Below are 15835 nucleotides of genomic sequence, written 5' to 3' on the forward strand. Positions count from 1 at the left end.
CTGGCCGTGTCCGTGTGCCAGGAGGCTTCAGGTCGTCGGGGTCACGGGGATGCATACGGCGTACACCGTGTAGGTGCCCGCGGTGCTCGCCGAGTTGTTGAAGGACACCGTCCACGTGTTCTCGGCGGAGGGGAAGGACTCGTACACCTGGACGGTGAGGTTGTTGCCGCCGAGGGGCGTCACCAGTCCGCCGCCTGTGATGACGGTTCCCGCCGGGCAGGTCGAGGTGCCGGTGTTGAGGCCGGACGTCAGCGTGTGCGGGGTCCGGATGATCTGGGTCGGCTCGGTCGGTCCGGGAGGTCCGGGCGGTCCGGGAGGGCCGGGGCGTCCCGGTGGGCAGGCGTGCGGGCAGGGGCCCTTTCCGCCGCCGTCGCCGTCACCGCCGGTCGCCGCCTGGGCCGCCGAAGCGGCTCCCATCAGCAGTGCCGTGGCCAGCATCGGTATGGCGGCACCTCGTAGAAGGGCTGCGCGTCTCATGGTGTCCTCCGTGAACTGTTCGCCTCCTGGCGCCTGCTGCACGTCAAAGGCCAGGAAGGGTGCGGCAGCGTCGACCGCAAAGACTTGAACATGGCGAATCGCTCAAGGGCTGGGATGGCTCGGCGGACGGCGCTTCGCGAAGCACCGTCCAGCGAAAGTGGCCCGATCGGCTGATCCATACCGTATGGCGCAGACTGCACGATTGTCACGGAGAGTAATGAATTGTTTACGCATGTGACGTGGTGCAGGTCGGCGAATCCGATGGCATCGCCGCCGGCGGTCGGATGATCACGAGTCGTGACTTATTGTGAGATCTTTCATAACTACCGCATAACAGAGATCATTTCTGACTAGGGTGATCTTGTGATTCTGACTAGATCAACAAGTCGTCCGAGGCGAGTCCTGTCCGGGCTCGCCGCCACAGCCGTGCTCCTGGGCGGCCTTGTCGTGTCGAACCCTGCGAATGCGGAGGAGGACAACAGCTCAGGAAGCGTGCTGGCGCACTTCCTGCAACAGGCGCTCGGCCGTCAGCAGTTCGAGCAGGTCCTGGATACCAGCCCGCCGACGAGTGCGACGGACCTGAACACGCTGCGGCGGGAGGGTGCCGCCAAGGAGGCGAAGCAGGTCCCGCAGAAGGCGGACCTGCGCGCGGCCGCCGCGGCCGCCGCGCCGATCACGCAGCAGCCGCAGATCGACCTGACCGTCATCGAGCTGGACAGGCTCGGCCGCCCCCTGTCCTCCGGCACCGTGCTGATGAGCCCGCAGTACCCGGACGGCAAGATCGTCCCGATGGACGACAAGTTGCGTACTTCGGCGGTCCGCTGGAGGCAGTGGGACGACGCCGGCTGGTACACCAACCGCGGCCAAGGCAGCATCGACATCGTGCCGGGCCGCGAGAACGCCGCCATCGACTTCATGAGCCCCTACCCAGCCTCCGTCCTGAAGCTGATGGTGGGCTTCGGGGTGCTGCGACTGGTGGACGCGGGCCAGATCTCGCTCGACGACACCTACGCCTACCAGCCGGTCACGGTCAGCTCGTTGTGCGGCCCCGCCCGCAGCGACACGGTCCGTAACTTCCTGGACGCCGCGCTCACCTGGTCGTCCAACGCCTCCGCCTGCGCCATGGTCAAGCTGCTGCACGACAAGGGCGCGGTGAACGGCCTCAACCAGACCTTCCAGGACCTCGGCCTGGAGACGCTCCAGCTCAAGAACACCAACCCCGACAACGGCGCGCGATGGGGCAACCCCGTCACCATGACGTCGCTCGACACGGCGAAGCTGCTGACGCTGGTCAACGGCGGGGCGGGCACCTTGTGGAAGACCCCGGGCGGCACCGCGGTCACGGCCGACGTCCTGAGCGACGCCTCCCGCACGTTCTTCAGGAGCAGGCTGGCCGAGCAGGGCATGAACGTCACCCTCTCCACCACGAACTGGTGCGGCGCGGACTATCCCGCCCCCGGCATCCCGCAGCTCACGCCCTCGCGGTGGCTCGGCGCCGACGGCACCGTGACGATTCCCGGCCAGGGCATCTCCTACGGCCGCGACGTGCGACCGTGCGACCAGAAGGCCGAGGTGACCTACGCCCACAAGAACGGCTGGGTGAACAACTCCGGCGCCGACGCGGGGATCGTCAAGGCCCTGCCCGGCAAGGGCGGCCGCACGTACGTCGTCGCCCTGTTCTCCAACCTCGGCTACCAGTACGTCGACCCGAACCGTCCCGCGACAGGCGCGGAGAACGTCTGGTTCACTGAGCGCCTGGCGAAGCTGGGCAAGGCCATCGACGAGTACGAGAAGCGCCGCTTCGGCTGACCCCGCCGTCAAGCCGAGCCGGTCAGGGCGCCGTGGTGCCCGGCAGCCTGACCGGCGACGACCTCTGATCACACGCCCGTCCCGGCCGGGCCCCCGCGCGGCGGCTGTCAGCTCGCCGCCCACCGCCCGCTTCGCAGAGCGGCCGCGACCGAGCGCTCATGTTCGTCGGTCCATTCCACCTCGGGGTCGGCTTCCAGCAGGCCGAGCACCACGGACGTGATCGCCAGCGCGGGCTCCGACCATTCGGCGGGCTCGGGCGCCCCGAACGGATTGGCCTGGAACCGCCGGGTGACGATCTCCGGATTGCCGGGGGCCATCAGGATCAGCCCGCGCAATGTGGCGACGGCCAGGCGGGCCACCGTCTCGAACGTGACGCCGGCACACGGACGCAGGCCGATCAGTCTCGCCCCCCAGGAGTAGGCGGTCGCTACGCCTGCGACCATCGAGCGTTCCGACTCGGTGAGGGCCTGCTGGACCTCGGCGCGCAGGTCACCGTCCGGCAGGCTGCGGAAGGTGGCCTGCAACGCGAGATAGGTACGCCAGGCCGATGACCGGTGGAAGATCCCGAACTCGCCGAGCGCGCCCTCCCGCAGCACCTCCGCGGCCAGCGCGCGGCGCAGACCCGGCGTGCGGGCCCAGCCGAGATGGGCGAGCGCGGTGCGGGCCGCCGCCTGCGACGCGCCGGGGTTGGCCTCGGTGATGGCCGGGCTGGCGCCTTTGGCCAGCTCGCGCAGCAGGTCGCTGAAGAACAGATCCTTGTACGGCCAGCGGCGGTAGACGGCGCTGCGGGCGACGCCGGCGTCCCGGATGATCTCTTCGAAGCTGATGTGCTCCAGGCTCACCGTCAGCCCGGCCTCTTCGACCGTGGCGGTCGCGGCGTCGAGCATCCGCCGTGCGGTCTCTTCGTCGGACAGTCGCTTGCGGCGTCGCACCAGGCCGCTCTCCGGGGTCTCTCGTGTCACCATCGTAGTCTATGGTACTTGGGATATCGTGTCTCAACTTGTGATGGTGAATCCATGAGAATGTCGGCGACCAGCAGTCCACCGCGCGACCGGACCGGACACCCGGTGCGGTTCTTCGTCCTCGTCACCGTGTTGTCGGTGCCGTTCTACGTCCTGGGGGCGGTGTCGCCCGCCGTCCGCATCGGAGCCCTCGACCTGCCCGCGAGCGCGACCATGTTCGTGCTGCCGGTGCTGGCCGCCGCGATCCTGGCCCGCCGTGACGGCGGCCGGGGCGCCGTCACGGCGCTGCTGGCCCGCGTCGTCGACCGGCCCGCGGGACGAACCCGCTGGTATGCCGCCGCGGCATCGCTGCCCGCCGCGATCGGCGCCCTCTCGTGGATCTTCGGGTGGCTCGGCGGCCAAGCGGGCTCGACCCTTCCTACGTCGCCGGCGGCCTTGCCGCTGCTGCTCGCCGCGGCGCTGGCGGCGGCCGCGTGCGAGGAGCTGGGCTGGACCGGTTACGCCTCCGACCCGCTGCAACGCCGGTTCGGCACGGCCGGAGCCGGGCTGCTCCTCGGGCTCTTCTGCGGTGCGTGGCACGTGATCCCGCTTGTGCAGGCCGGTCATGGTGCGGCTTGGATCGGAGGCTGGTTCCTCGGTACGGTCGCGGGCCGCGTGGTCATCCTCGGCCTGCGCAACGCCTCCGGAGGTGTGTCGGCGGCGATCCTGGCGCACGCGATGGTCAATGTCACCGCCGCCTACGTCCCCGACTACGACGACCCCGTCGTCTCGACGGCGTCCGGCCTGCTCACCGCCGCGGCCGCCGCGGGCATCCTGTTCATCGCATCATGCCGGGCCACCGCGACTCAGCCCGAGGGCCGGCGAGGTTGAGCCTCACGTACGCGACGCACCGTCGTCGAGCGGCTCGCTCCGGGAACAGGCCGTTCACGAGAAGGCCCTTCGGCCGGAACCCTCAAGGCGGTCGGCCGCGACGTGCCCGAGCGCGTCTGCCGGACCCGGCTCGTCCAGGACCGGGGCCGCTCCGTCCGAGGGACGCCGCAGGGTACGGACCCGGGCGTCCCGTCCGCGCCGTCGAGCAACCGGCTCACGGCGTGCCGGAGCAGCGCGGGACACGTTCGGCTTGGATCTACGGACCTGCGGCCTGGTCGGGACGCTGAGCCGCCGCCCGTTCACCAGCGGTCGCCAAGTCGGGCGCGAGTGGGTGTTAAGAGCGGCCCAAGTGGTGGCCTGTTTCATCAGCGGCATGAGAAACCTTTTCGCGGCCCGGGGCATGCGCCGGGCGATGGCCCTGGTCCTGCTGTCCGTCTCCACCGTGTTCACGATCAGCATGACGAGCACTCCCGCCTACGCGTGGAATCCTGCGAACGACGGCTGGTACAAGTGCTACATCGAAGGCAAGTGGATGTGGTGCAAGGACCTGTAGACCAAGCAGAAAGCCGCCCCCTCTGTGCGAGGAGGGCGGCTTCATCGTGTGGCTGTGATCGTCACGAGTGGAGGAGGGGGGCGGTGAGGGTGGAGGCGAGCCATTCTTCGTATTCGGTCTCGGTCCACTCACAGACCTCGGTCAGCTTCTCGAAGTTCTCCGTCGAGGTGAGGACGTAGATCTGGTCGGCCGCTCTGGCCGGAGTGAGGTCCGGACGCAGGGCCCTGAGCGCGTGCAGGCGGTGGGCCGGCCCGTGGCTGCCCTTCGGCCTTTCACGTTCGATGTCGGCCAGAACCTCCTGGAGCCCCGCGTCGGTCGGAGAGGCGGCGGCCGCGCGCAGGACGCGGTGCACGGGCCGGGCGTCGCCGGCCGCCTCGGCCTGCTCCTGGCGGAGAACGCTGGAGTAGGGGCGGCGCCAGATGCTGCTCGCCGGAGGAGGTGCGGTGTCCTCGGCGCCTCCAGGATGGTCGCGACGCTGCTGATCGGCCTGTACGCCGGTGGCGTCGCCTTCGTGGTGCTCGCCCCGTCCGTGGCTCGCCTGCCGGGCCCCGCGTACGTCCGCTACTGGCGGGCGCTCAACGTCGACCACGGCCGCGCCATGCCTCCGCTGCTGCCGGCCGGGATCGCGGCTCTGATCGTCGTGACCGCCCTGTCGTGGCGCCGCGGCTGGTTCGCCTTCGGCGCCGGCGCGGTCGCCCTGATCCTGGTGATCCTCACCGTCGTCCTCACGCTGGCGGGCCTGGGGCCCCTCAACCGGATGGCGGACGCCTGGGATCCCGACCTCCTGCCCGCCGACTGGCAGGAGATCCGTGGTCGATGGCAGAACCTGCACCTGGTCCGGACCGGGCTCGCGCTCGCGGCGTTCGTCTGCCTGCTCACCGTCCAGACCTTCGACCGCGTCTGAACCACGGCCGTTCGGGAGCGGCCCGATTCCTTTGCGCGGTGGCCGGGGTCTACATGAGAGATCGGCCCGTACGCCGGGCCGGTCTCTCATGTACGCCGACGAAGAAGAGCCGATCGCCAATGAGCATCCCCGCGACCATGCGCGCGCTGCAGCAGACCTCACTCAACGGACCGCAGGACATGCGCCTGATCACCGACGCGCCGGTGCCGAGCCCTGGCCAGGGCGAGGTCCTGGTCCGTGTCGCCGCCGCCGGGGTCAACTTCGCCGACGTCTCCAAGGCGCACGGCACGTTCGCGGGCGGCCCCCGACCGCCGTACCTGGCGGGTTTCGAGGCCGCCGGTGAGGTCGTCGCGGTGGGCGAGGGGGTGACCGACCGCCGGCCGGGAGACCGGGTCGTCGGCATCGGGGACGGCGCTTTCGCCGAGTACATGGTGCTGCCTGCCGCTGCCGCGGCGCCGGTGCCTTCGGGCTGGACGGAGCGGCAGGCGCTGGGGCTGGTCGTGAACTGGCCCACCGCGCTGGCCGCGCTCAGGCCTCTGGGTGGCGTAGCCGTCGGGCACGTCGTGCTGATCCAGGCCGCGGCGGGTGCGACCGGCCAGGCCGCGGTGAGGATGGCCAAGCACTACGGCGCGACGGTCATCGCCACCGCATCGCCGGGCAAGCACGAGACGGTGCTGGCACTGGGAGCCGACCACGTCCTGGACTCCCGCGGCGGGAACCTCGCCGCCGAGGTGCTGCGGCTGACCAGTGGTTCCGGCGCCGACCTCGTGCTGGAGTCGGCCGGCGGCGCCGCCTTCGAGGACGGCCTGGCCGCGGCCAAGCGGGTCACCGGCCGGGTCGTCGTCTACGGCGTCGCGGGCGGCGAGGCTCCGATCACGAACTGGGACCTGGTGTACAGGCACCAGGTCCACGTCGTCGGCCTCAATGTCGGGGTGCTGATCCAGGCGGCACCGCAGATCTTCGGCGAGATCATGGGGGAGCTGTCCGCGCTGATCGCGGCCGGCGTGCTCGTCCCCGGCCTGCCCACCGCGTACGAACTGGCCGACGGCCCCAAGGCGCTCACGGAACTGGAGGCCAGGGCCACCGTCGGCAAACTGGCCCTGCTGCCCTGAATCGGCATGATCCTGCGACTGGACGAGGTGTGATCATGGGAGCGTGCCCGCGCCGCCCCTGGAACGTGGGCCATGACACCCGTAGGCTCGCGGCGTGACGGCGCATCCGCGGGCCGCGCCGGATCAGGACCGGTTCACCGCCGAGACCGGGCGGTTCCGCCGGGAGCTGCTGGCACACTGCTACCGCATGGCCGGCTCGGCGCACGACGCCGAGGACCTGGTGCAGGAGACGTACCTGCGGGCGTGGCGGTCCTACTCCGGATTCCAGGGCCGGGCGTCGATCCGGTCGTGGCTGTACACGATCGCCACCAACGTCTGCCTGACCGCGTTGAAGTCGCGCCCGATCAGGGTGCTGCCCTCAGGTCTGACGGGTCCGTACGACGGAGCCGACCGCCCGCCGAGCCCCCTCGCGCCGGGCGAGGTCTCGTGGCTGGAACCGCTGCCGGACGCCTGGATAGCCCCGCCCGCCGACGATCCGGCCGCGGTGGCGGTCGAACGCGAGTCGCTGCGGCTGGCGCTCATCGCCAGCCTCCAGCACCTGCCCGCCCGCCAGCGCGCGATCCTCATCCTGCGCGAGGTGCTGGCGTTCTCGGCGGCCGAGACCGCGGAGATCCTCGACACCACCACCGCGGCGGTCAAGAGCGGACTCCAGCGCGCCCGCGCCCGGCTCGACGAGCTGGAACCCGAGCCTGCGGAACTGCTCGAACCGACCGACCGGCGGGCCCGCGCGCTGCTCGACGGCTACATCGCGGCCTTCGAACGCTCCGACGTCGGCCTGCTGGAACAGGTGCTGCGCGCGGACGCCACGCTGGAGGCGACGCCGTTCCGCGACTGGCGGTCGGGCCGGAGGAGGTGCCTCCACCTGCTCGACGCGTACGTGCTGGGCTCGCCGGGCGACTGGCGGATGATCGCGACCACCGCCAACGGCCAGCCCTCCGCCGTCGTCTACCACCGGGACGCGGACGGCGCGCTGCGGGCCGACGGCGTCGTGGTGCTGGCCTCCACCGCCACCGGCGTCTCCCGCGTGATCAAGTTCCACGATCCCGCCCTGGTCACGACGTTCGGATACCCGGACGTGCTCACGCACTGACCCGCCGGCGGCGGACGCGTGGTCAGCCGGCGGCTGGACGGTCGGCGGACTCGCGGGCGAGGGCGACGATCCGCTCCAGGGCCGCCGCGTGCCGCTGGAAGGCCAGCCGTCCCTGCGGGGTGAGCTGCACGTACGTCCGCCGCGCCCGCTTGTCCTGGTCCTTGCGGACGGTGACGTACCCGGCGGCGGCCAGCGCCGAGACCTGCTTGGACAGCGCCGAGTCGCTGGTGCCGACCGAGTCCCTGAGAAAGCCGAAGTCCACCCATTCGGCCGGAGCCAGCAGCGCCACGATCGACAGCCGCGCCGGGACGTGCAGGAACTCGTCGAAGAGCGGATCCATCAGGCGGCCCCGCCGCTCCGCCGGACGATCGACGTCAGGACGGAGCGGTTCACGGGCGTGGCCGCGACGTACGCCACGGCCGCCACGACCGCGCCCACGACGGACTGTGACAGCAGCCCGTGAGACGGCAGGTCGAACAGTGTGAACGCGACGATCCGGCCGATGGTGAAGGCCACCATGACGTAGGCCAGCAGCCCGCCGTGGAACAGGACCTCCATGCTGGTGGCCTTCCGGCGGACCGAGGCCCGGTGCTCGTAGACGATGCCCACGCCCACGTACACGAGCATCCCGAGCGCCGCGACGACGAAGTGCCAGGGGCTGGGGAGATCGATGGCCGCCAGGGTGCCGAAGAGGCCGAGCGCGGAGACGGCCACGCGCGGAGGCGCGAAGCTCTGCTGGACGATCTGCTTCCGGGTCCTGTCCTGGAGGCGGTGGATGTCGTCGAGTGAGAACTGGGCGTCGTGCTGGTTCATGGGGTCTTCCCGGAGGTCGATTACTGCTTTCCTGTAAGGAAAGTACCATCTGTTTTCCTCGCGGGAAAGTGGTAGCTGCGTCACATGCCGGCCGGACCGCACAGGCCGGGAGGCGCGCGATCGCCTGCAGGTGGACATGCGTCCCTGGGGTACCGGGGGCACGAACCTCGACTTCGCCGTGGCGGTCAGGAGGCCGGGTCGCCCAGTGGCCTCGCGTCCTGGTTCGCCTGCGCGTTGGACTGCCGCATCAGCAGATCGGTCGCCAGCTCCACCTCCACCTCGACCTGCCGCAACGCGCGCAGCGCGGCGCCCAGGTCGGGGAAGTCCGCTCCCAGGGCCGCGGCGGCGTCCCTGACGGGCCGGAGAACGTCGGGGATGCTCTGGCGGTGCTCGTCCATGATGTGACGGTATGACACCCGCGGCCGGGCCGTCACCAGGGACCCTGGCCCAGCCCGGCGCGCCGGGGTCAGGGCATCGCCTTCAGGGCGCGTTCGATCTTCTCGCCCGGGTACGCCGTCGTCCGGCTGGTGCCGTAGAAGTCCCAGTGGAAGTCGTTCATGGCCGTCGCCACGGGGGCGTACCGGCGGATCATCGTGGCCACCGCCGGCGGCGCACCGGTGGGGTCGGCGCCCTCCGCGCACGCGCGGATGTACGCGTTGCGCTCCTCCGGCACGCCGTCCGGCGGCACCTTCACCCCGCAGATGTCGGTGACGAGCCAGTTGACCAGCCGTGCCATCGCGTACGCGGTGTCGTGGGTCCGGTTGTGCTCCAGGAACTCGATCTCCGGCCCGGACAGGTCGAACCGGGAGGAGGTCGCCAGCCCGAGGTCGGCGATGTACAGGCGTTCGCCGTCGGTGAGCATGTTGCCGAAGTGCCCGTCGAAGTGCGTCAGGTGGCGGCTGTTCATGAAGGCCACGGCGGGGAGCAGGCGCGATTCGAGCAGGACGGCCGCCGCCGTCGCGGCGTCCTGACCGGCGGCGACCTGGGCGGCCAGCCAGTGGTCGAGGTCGTGCGGGATGTACTCCTGGAACAGCACGACGGAGACCGAGGCGCGGGCCAGGGCGCGCAGCCGCTCGCCCACCGCCGGGGAGCCCTCCCAGTACTCCACGGCCGCCTCGACGTCGGCGTGCTCGTCGGCGGGCGGCGGCGCGCCCGGCAGCACCCGCCAGTGGTAGAGCAGCGGGAAGGCCGCGCTGTGCCCGGCCAGCACCCAGTTGGTCGTCATGACGGCGGCCGCGAGCTCGCGCCACGCGCCGAAGCCGGGGGCGCCGATGGCGGCGATCCCGTACTGGCAGAACGGCGGCAGCTCGAACAGGTTCGCGGTGGACAGCACGTTGGCCGGGCCGCGTTCCAGATCGGTCAGCGGGATGCGCTTGGCGAAGACCGGCACGCCGTCGACGTCCAGCAGCGCCGAGGTGCCGCCGATGCCGGAGCCCAGCACCCGGGCCTGCTCCAGCGCCTGGCCGAGCCGCCTGTCGCTGTGCAACGCCAGCGCGGTCGCGACGTCGCCGTACCTGCCGGCCCGCGCGTTCCTGGACATGTCCGACCGTTCCGCCACCGGGCCCCCTTGATCGACTTCGTGGGTCAGACGCTACCCCGCCGCGTCGGTTCCGGGGCGTCGGTTTCGGGGCGTCGCTCCCGGTAGCCGGCCAGCATCCGGCCTCCGACGTCGACATAGCCGGCGAACAACCCGATCACCTCCTGGAGCCGCTCCTGCGCCGGGCCGGGGTTCACCAGGGTCTCGCCCTCGCGCAGGGCGGCGATCAGGGTTCTGGCCCGCGCCTGGCTCGCCTCCAGCAGCGACTCGATCCCCCCGGTGGCCTCGACCAGCAGCCGCCGGCTGCCGGGCTGCGGGATCACCCTGGCCAGTCCCCATGAATCGAGCTGCCGTACCGCGGTGCTCACCGCGCCCTTGCTCAGTTCGAGCTCGGCGGCGATGGTGTCGAGCGAGATCGGCTCCTCGGTGAGGAGCAGCAGCCCGTAGGTGCGCCCGGTCGCGTGCGGGAGGTTCCAGGATGCCAGCAGGTCACCCACGGAGGTGACGAACGCGTGCCGCTCGCTCATCGCCGTGCCTGCCTCGGCGCCGGGATCGTCCGCAGGAACGTGTCGATCGCCTCGCTGACCGCCTGCGGGGCGTCCTGGTTGGCGATGTGGCCCGCGCCGGGGACGACGATCTCATCGACGCCTTCGAGCCGGGCCCAGCCGGGCATGGCCGAGGCGATGTTGCCGGTGGTGTCCCGCTCGCCGCGGATCAGGAGCAGGGGGACCGGCGTGCGGTAGCCGGGGTCGGGGGAGAGGAACCCGACGGTCGCCCGCCACACCTGCACGAACTCCTTCTTCGGCACCTGGCCGAAGGCCCGCCGGGCGTCGTCCCTGGCGGCCTCGGTGGTCGCGGAGGCGTCGGCCATCAGGCGCGGAAGCCTTCTGGCCGGGATCGTCCGCAGCATCGGCGCGGCCGCCCGCAGCAGCAGGCGGTCCCGCCAGGACAGCGGCGCCGTGTTCGGCGTGGCGCCGATGACGACCAGCGCGCGGGCCAGGCCGGGATGCCGCCGGACGACGGCCTGGCCGAGGTTGCCGCCGAGGGACTGGCCCACGAGCACCGGCCGTTCCAGCGCCAGGTGCTCGATCAGCGCGCACAGGTCGGCGATCGCGCGCTCGGCGGTGAAGCGGACGCCGGACGGGCGCGAGAGGCCGTGGCCGCGCAGGTCCCAGGTGACGACCCGGTACCCCCGGGCCCGCAGGTACCGGGACTGGGCGTCGAACATCACGTGGTCGGCCCCCGCGCCGTGCGAGAACACCACCGGCACGCCGTCACCACCGCTGTCGGCGTAACGCAGGTCGCAACCGTGGAGGGACAGGACCGACGGTAGATTCACCATATTCTGAATATAGCGAACATCAGGGCGTACGAGTGACGTACAGGATGCGGTCGTGGGCGTCCTCGTCGGCCACGTCGTGCACCGACGTCCCCACCAGCCCGTGAGCGGCCACCACGCGCAGCCCGGCCTGCTCGGCGGCCAGGCGCACCGTACGGTCGGAGTGATGGCGCTGCACGTGCCGCATCGACAGCCGCTCCCAGCCCGCGCCCGCGCGCTCGAACAGGTCGAACTGCGTGATCACCACCTCGTCCGCCTCGATCCGCGGCGAGTGGGCGAACCAGGCCACGTACCGGTCACCGCGGTCGGCGACGACCGGGACGCCGAACGTGCGCCGGTAGTAACCGATGGTGTTCAGGTCGAAGAGCAGCACCCCGCCGGCGGCGAGCTGGGCGCGCGCGGCCGACAGCGCCTGGCGCAGCTCGTCGGCCGTCGTCAGGTACGTCAGCGGCACATCCACGCAGGCGACCACGTCGAAACCGGCCAGCCCGGACGGGGGCCGCAGAAGTGAGCCCACCAGGAACGGGATGCCCTCGGCGGACGTCCGCCGCCGCGCGGCCGCCACCATCGCGGGCGACAGGTCGTAGCCGGTCACCTCGTAGCCCAGCGCCTTGAAGGCCGCGCTGCTGCCGCCCGTGCCGCAACCGGCGTCCAGCAGCCGCTTCCCCCGGCTCCCGTGCCGCTGCGCCGCCTCGGCGAACCGGCCCACCAGGGCCGCGGTGTCCGTCTGCGCGTTCAGCTCGTCGTAGCGGGCGGCGACGCCTTCGTAGGCGGCCAGCGTCTCCTGGACGTGCGACATGCGATGCCTCCGGGCGCCGCGCGGGCCCCGGGGCCCGGCGCGGCCGGTCGAGCGGGTTACCAGATGAACCAGGCCTGCCGGTTGACCCGGCGGCCGGTGACGCGGCGCAGCAGCTTCCTCATGGTGAATCACCTCCCTCCTCGACGAACCGACGAACCGATGAACCGGTGGTGGTCAGGTCCGGCGTGCCGTGCGGCGCACCAGGAAGGGCGGAGGCGTGATGATGCCCTCGACGTGGGGACGCCCGGGGCCGGCACGCACCTCCAGGCGGGCGCCGTCGGTGAGGGCGGCGAGCAGGTCGGTGGCCAGCGTCTGGGCGACGGCCGCCCCGGCGCAGGTGAACGGGCCGCCGCCGAAGGGCAGGTAGGGGCCGCGCGGCTCGGAGCCGTCCCAGCGCTCCGGCCGGAACGCGGCGGCCTGGGGCCAGTGCCGTTCGTCGCGGTGCAGCAGGTAGGGGCAGACGGACACGCTCTCGCCCGGCTCCAGCGGCACGCCGCCGACCTGGTGGGCCCGGCGTACCGGGCGGCCGAGCAGCCAGGCCACCGGCCAGAGCCGCAGCGACTCGCGTACGGCCGACCCGGCGGGCACGGCGGCCAGGTCGACGTCGTCGGCCGCCGCCGACAGCAGCGCCCAGGCCACCACGTGGCCCACCGGCGCGATCGAGGTGCGGAACAGCAGCAGGTACACCTGCGCGACGTGCTCGGCGGGCGTCTCGGGCGGGGTGGCGCCGATGACGGCGTCCAGCAGGTCGCCGGGGCCGGGCGGGGAGGCGTCCGGGAGGGCGCCGGGTCGTGGTCGGGGTCGCCGGTGGCGGACCTCGGCGGCGATCGTCCGTACCACGCGGGCCCACAGGGCGCGCCGCGACACCCGCGCCAGCCGGCCGCTGGGGCGGATCAGCACCTCGCGCCGCACGACGTGCGCCATCAGCTCCCGCAGGGCGGGCGGGCTGTCCGGCCGCAGCAGGGCGCCGGCCAGGAACCGGTGCACGGCGTCCCGTCCGGCCGAGGGCCACTGGCTGACCTCGCCCAGCTCCGCCACGACGGCGGGCAGCCGCTCGCGATGGGCGGCCACATGGGCGCGCAACGTCGTACGGGCCGCCCGGCCGATCGCCGCCTGCGTCGCCCGCGGCCCCAGCAGCCCGCCGCCGACATGGAAGAACCCGGACACCTCGTCGTAGTCGCCCGCCTCGTCGTGCAGAATCCGCAGGGCCTCCACGGGGTCGGCCACGCACAGCGACCCGTCGTCGGGCAGGCGGAACACCGGTCCGCGCGCGCGAGCCGCCTGTTCCACGAACCCCAGCGGGTCACGCCGGTAGTGCCGCGCCGCGCCGCGCGGCCACGGCCGCGCCTCGTCGGGCACCACCTGATCCGGTTCCCCAACCGTCGTCATCCCACCTGCCCCATGCCATCCGTGAATCGGGTGTACACGCAGGCGGCGCAGGTGCGCCCCGCCAGGAGAACGGTGTCGCACGGCCTCAGCGGCTCGGCGCCACAAAACCAGGAACAGCGGCAGCATACAAGGCGTGCCGCCGCCCGCTGGGTGTCAAGTGATCAGTGTGATCAGCGTGATCATTCAGCACCAATGTCACCGAGGTGCCGGGCCCGTCGTGGTGAGGGGGCCGGGCTCAGATCCAGCCGAGCTTGGCGGCGCGGACGCCCGCCTGGAAGCGGCTGTCGGCGCCGAGCTGGGCGGTCAGTTCCCCCACGACCCTGGTCACCGTACGGTTCGAGACGCCCAGGGCGCGGGCGATGGCGTCGTCCTTGGCGCCCGTGGCCAGCAGGCGCAGCACGGCGCGCTGCTGCTCGCCCAGGTCCTCGCCGTCGGCCGCCCTGGGCACCTCGCCCGGTTCGGAGGCCGTCATCCAGCAGTAGTCGAACAGCGCGGCGTAGGAGGCGACCAGTCCGCGGCCCTCGATGATCATCGCGCCCGCCATGAGGTCGCCGGGCGTCACCTCGACCACGGCCAGCTCCCGGTCCAGCATGATCAGCCGTACCGGGACGAACGGCATGGTCCGCACCTCGACGCCGCCCTCCAGCATGCCCTGGACGTGGTCACGCAGGGCAGGCTGGGCCAGCTGGCTCTGGGCGTGCATGATGCGCACCCGCACCCCGCGCGCCACCGCGCCCACGTCCTCGGCGCGGGAGGCCCTCAGCCGGTCCGGCTCCCAGGCGTGCGGCATGTGCATGCCCATGATCTCCTCGCGCGCCCGCGCCGTCGCCGCCCGCAGCCTCTCGCGCAGGAGCTCCACCTGCGACCGGGGGAAGAACTCGACATGGGCGTCCTGGGGGTCGCCGTCCAGCCGCAGGTAGTGCTCGGTGAGCTCCTTGGACGCCGCCCGCTGCTCGGCGAGCATCCCGAGCAGCTCCTCGCCGCCCACCAGCATGCGGCTGAGCGCGGCCATCGCGTCGACGGCGATCTCGGCGCCGGGGTTGAGCAGGCCCAGCCTGGTCAGCCGCTCCCGTGCGCGCTGGAGCTCGGTGCCGCGCAGCCCCAGCCCGGTGGCGGCCTCGCCGAACGACTCCCGGTGCCGGCGCATGCGTGTGTACACCCGCCTGGCGGTGGCCTCCTCGCTCACATCCCTCTCCTGTCCGCTTTCCGCCATGGCGGGAAGCGGAAGCCGTATCCGCTGTCGTCGTGGCCCGCCGTACGGCAAGCTCAGAAAAGGGTACGGCGTGGTGAAACAGACCCCATACCCAACCCCTGTACCGCACTTCGGAGGACCTTATGATCACGCTTGTCCACAGTCTCGTCACGTACGGCATCCCCGACCTGAACAGCGGAAGCTGCGTCAAGTGCGTGGAGGCGGTGAAGCGGGAGCTGGCCCTGATCCCGGGGGTGGTGGGCGTGGACGTGAGCCTGGAGTCCGGCCGGGTGAGCGTGCTCACCGAGGGGCCGGTCGAGGAGAGCTTCATCGTGGCGGCGATCGAGGACGCCGGTTGCGAGTCCGACCGGCTGCCGGACTGGCGTTCCTAGATCGGCCGGCCTCTTGACCCCGCGGAAACGCGGCGGACAGGGTGATCGGGCGAGACCGGCGACGCGGCTCGCCCGACCCGCCGCGGCAGGAGGCTCATGAGCGCCGACGTCATGTGGAAGGACTTCTCCCTGGGCCCGCACGGCACCCCTTCTCCCGACCTGGCCCGCCGCCTGGCGTCCGACCCGGTCGGGACGGTGGTCCTGCCCAGCGGCGACATCGTGCCGATGGCCGTCCGGTACGACGACGTGCGGGCCGTCCTGTCCTGCCCGCACAGCAGCCGCACCGGACTGGCCGAGCCCGGACGGCCCCGCCCGACCTGGTCGCCGACTACGCCTCACCGCTGTCGGCCCGCCTCAGCTGCACGGTGATCGGCCTGCCCGGCACCGACCACGAACGTTTCAAGCAGTGGTCCGAGGCGTTCCTGGGGGCGTCGGCGGCCGGCGCGGAGGCGCGCATGGCGGCCTTCACCGAGCTGGTGCGGTGGCTGCCCTGGACGGGGGAAGACCTGGCCTACCGGCCGCGCCGGCTCCCGGTGCTGCTCAGGTAGCGGGCCGCCGCCCGGGCCCGAGCGCCCTGGGCTCGGGCGGCCGTCTGTG

Annotated in this window: 21 protein-coding genes; 9 read left to right on the top strand and 12 right to left on the bottom strand. The window is 72.0% G+C overall.

Translation table 11 applies throughout. The features are described 5' to 3' along the window. Window positions 1-27 precede the first annotated feature (27 nt). A complete protein-coding gene (locus ABZ815_RS48545) occupies window positions 28-438 on the bottom strand; it encodes a hypothetical protein (RefSeq protein ID WP_357709039.1) in 411 nt (136 codons plus the stop codon). Between the two features lie 486 nt (window positions 439-924). Here ABZ815_RS48545 and ABZ815_RS48550 point away from each other — a divergent pair, with 486 nt between their 5' ends. Further along, complete coding sequence (locus ABZ815_RS48550; protein WP_357709042.1) at window positions 925-2286, top strand: serine hydrolase; 1362 nt, start codon at window positions 925-927, stop codon at window positions 2284-2286. 107 nt (window positions 2287-2393) lie between these two features. Here the strand turns inward: ABZ815_RS48550 and ABZ815_RS48555 are convergent, their stop codons facing one another. Continuing rightward, window positions 2394-3251, bottom strand: a complete 858-nt coding sequence (locus ABZ815_RS48555) for a TetR/AcrR family transcriptional regulator (RefSeq protein WP_357709045.1) — start codon at window positions 3249-3251, stop codon at window positions 2394-2396. Window positions 3252-3302: 51 nt separating this feature from the next. On the opposite strand from ABZ815_RS48555, the gene ABZ815_RS48560 reads away from it, so the two are divergent. Both ABZ815_RS48560 and ABZ815_RS48565 read left to right on the top strand, forming a co-directional pair. Then, window positions 3303-4118, top strand: coding sequence for a CPBP family intramembrane glutamic endopeptidase (locus ABZ815_RS48560; protein ID WP_357709048.1), 816 nt, complete (start codon window positions 3303-3305; stop codon window positions 4116-4118). Between the two features lie 373 nt (window positions 4119-4491). Next, on the top strand, window positions 4492-4671 hold the full coding sequence (locus ABZ815_RS48565) for a hypothetical protein (RefSeq protein WP_357709051.1): 180 nt from the start codon (window positions 4492-4494) through the stop codon (window positions 4669-4671). 61 nt (window positions 4672-4732) lie between these two features. Here the strand turns inward: ABZ815_RS48565 and ABZ815_RS48570 are convergent, their stop codons facing one another. After that, window positions 4733-5023, bottom strand: coding sequence for a hypothetical protein (locus ABZ815_RS48570; protein ID WP_357709054.1), 291 nt, complete (start codon window positions 5021-5023; stop codon window positions 4733-4735). 111 nt (window positions 5024-5134) lie between these two features. On the opposite strand from ABZ815_RS48570, the gene ABZ815_RS48575 reads away from it, so the two are divergent. From ABZ815_RS48575 to ABZ815_RS48585, 3 genes are all read left to right on the top strand, one after another. Continuing rightward, window positions 5135-5575, top strand: a complete 441-nt coding sequence (locus ABZ815_RS48575; protein WP_357709057.1) for a DUF1772 domain-containing protein — start codon at window positions 5135-5137, stop codon at window positions 5573-5575. Between the two features lie 119 nt (window positions 5576-5694). Continuing rightward, entirely contained in the window at window positions 5695-6687 is a 993-nt protein-coding gene (locus ABZ815_RS48580; protein WP_357709060.1) for a zinc-binding dehydrogenase, read from the top strand. A 94-nt stretch (window positions 6688-6781) separates the two neighbouring features. Further along, window positions 6782-7777, top strand: a complete 996-nt coding sequence (locus ABZ815_RS48585; protein ID WP_357709062.1) for an RNA polymerase subunit sigma-70 — start codon at window positions 6782-6784, stop codon at window positions 7775-7777. A gap of 22 nt (window positions 7778-7799) precedes the next feature. On the opposite strand, the gene ABZ815_RS48590 is transcribed toward ABZ815_RS48585, so the two are convergent. The 9 genes from ABZ815_RS48590 to ABZ815_RS48630 all read right to left on the bottom strand — a co-directional run bounded on the left by ABZ815_RS48590 (window position 7800) and on the right by ABZ815_RS48630 (window position 14840). After that, complete coding sequence (locus ABZ815_RS48590) at window positions 7800-8117, bottom strand: transcriptional regulator (RefSeq protein ID WP_357709065.1); 318 nt, start codon at window positions 8115-8117, stop codon at window positions 7800-7802. Further along, window positions 8117-8590, bottom strand: a complete 474-nt coding sequence (locus ABZ815_RS48595; protein ID WP_357709068.1) for a hypothetical protein — start codon at window positions 8588-8590, stop codon at window positions 8117-8119. The genes ABZ815_RS48590 and ABZ815_RS48595 overlap by 1 nt, the downstream gene beginning before the upstream one ends. Window positions 8591-8775: 185 nt before the next feature. Then, window positions 8776-8988, bottom strand: coding sequence for a hypothetical protein (locus tag ABZ815_RS48600; protein WP_357709071.1), 213 nt, complete (start codon window positions 8986-8988; stop codon window positions 8776-8778). A gap of 68 nt (window positions 8989-9056) precedes the next feature. After that, window positions 9057-10148, bottom strand: coding sequence for a serine/threonine protein phosphatase (locus ABZ815_RS48605; RefSeq protein WP_357709074.1), 1092 nt, complete (start codon window positions 10146-10148; stop codon window positions 9057-9059). A 26-nt stretch (window positions 10149-10174) separates the two neighbouring features. Continuing rightward, entirely contained in the window at window positions 10175-10654 is a 480-nt protein-coding gene (locus tag ABZ815_RS48610) for an HTH domain-containing protein (RefSeq protein WP_357709077.1), read from the bottom strand. Then, entirely contained in the window at window positions 10651-11469 is an 819-nt protein-coding gene (locus ABZ815_RS48615; RefSeq protein ID WP_357709080.1) for an alpha/beta hydrolase, read from the bottom strand. The genes ABZ815_RS48610 and ABZ815_RS48615 overlap by 4 nt, the downstream gene beginning before the upstream one ends. Before the next feature lie 19 nt (window positions 11470-11488). Beyond that, window positions 11489-12265: a class I SAM-dependent methyltransferase gene (locus ABZ815_RS48620; protein ID WP_357709083.1), complete on the bottom strand. Its 777-nt coding sequence runs from the start codon at window positions 12263-12265 to the stop codon at window positions 11489-11491. A 174-nt stretch (window positions 12266-12439) separates the two neighbouring features. Next, complete coding sequence (locus ABZ815_RS48625) at window positions 12440-13654, bottom strand: cytochrome P450 (RefSeq protein ID WP_357709086.1); 1215 nt, start codon at window positions 13652-13654, stop codon at window positions 12440-12442. 235 nt (window positions 13655-13889) lie between these two features. After that, on the bottom strand, window positions 13890-14840 hold the full coding sequence (locus ABZ815_RS48630) for a helix-turn-helix transcriptional regulator (RefSeq protein ID WP_357709089.1): 951 nt from the start codon (window positions 14838-14840) through the stop codon (window positions 13890-13892). Between the two features lie 149 nt (window positions 14841-14989). Here ABZ815_RS48630 and ABZ815_RS48635 point away from each other — a divergent pair, with 149 nt between their 5' ends. The 3 genes from ABZ815_RS48635 to ABZ815_RS48645 all read left to right on the top strand — a co-directional run bounded on the left by ABZ815_RS48635 (window position 14990) and on the right by ABZ815_RS48645 (window position 15786). Then, window positions 14990-15238, top strand: coding sequence for a heavy metal-associated domain-containing protein (locus tag ABZ815_RS48635; RefSeq protein WP_357709091.1), 249 nt, complete (start codon window positions 14990-14992; stop codon window positions 15236-15238). A gap of 96 nt (window positions 15239-15334) precedes the next feature. Then, entirely contained in the window at window positions 15335-15607 is a 273-nt protein-coding gene (locus ABZ815_RS48640; protein WP_357709093.1) for a hypothetical protein, read from the top strand. Next, window positions 15604-15786, top strand: coding sequence for a hypothetical protein (locus ABZ815_RS48645; protein WP_357709096.1), 183 nt, complete (start codon window positions 15604-15606; stop codon window positions 15784-15786). The genes ABZ815_RS48640 and ABZ815_RS48645 overlap by 4 nt, the downstream gene beginning before the upstream one ends. The last annotated feature ends 49 nt before the right edge of the window (window positions 15787-15835 follow it).

The organism is Nonomuraea sp. NPDC047529 (genome assembly GCF_040642995.1).
In the GTDB taxonomy this organism is placed as follows: Bacteria; Actinomycetota; Actinomycetes; order Streptosporangiales; family Streptosporangiaceae; genus Nonomuraea.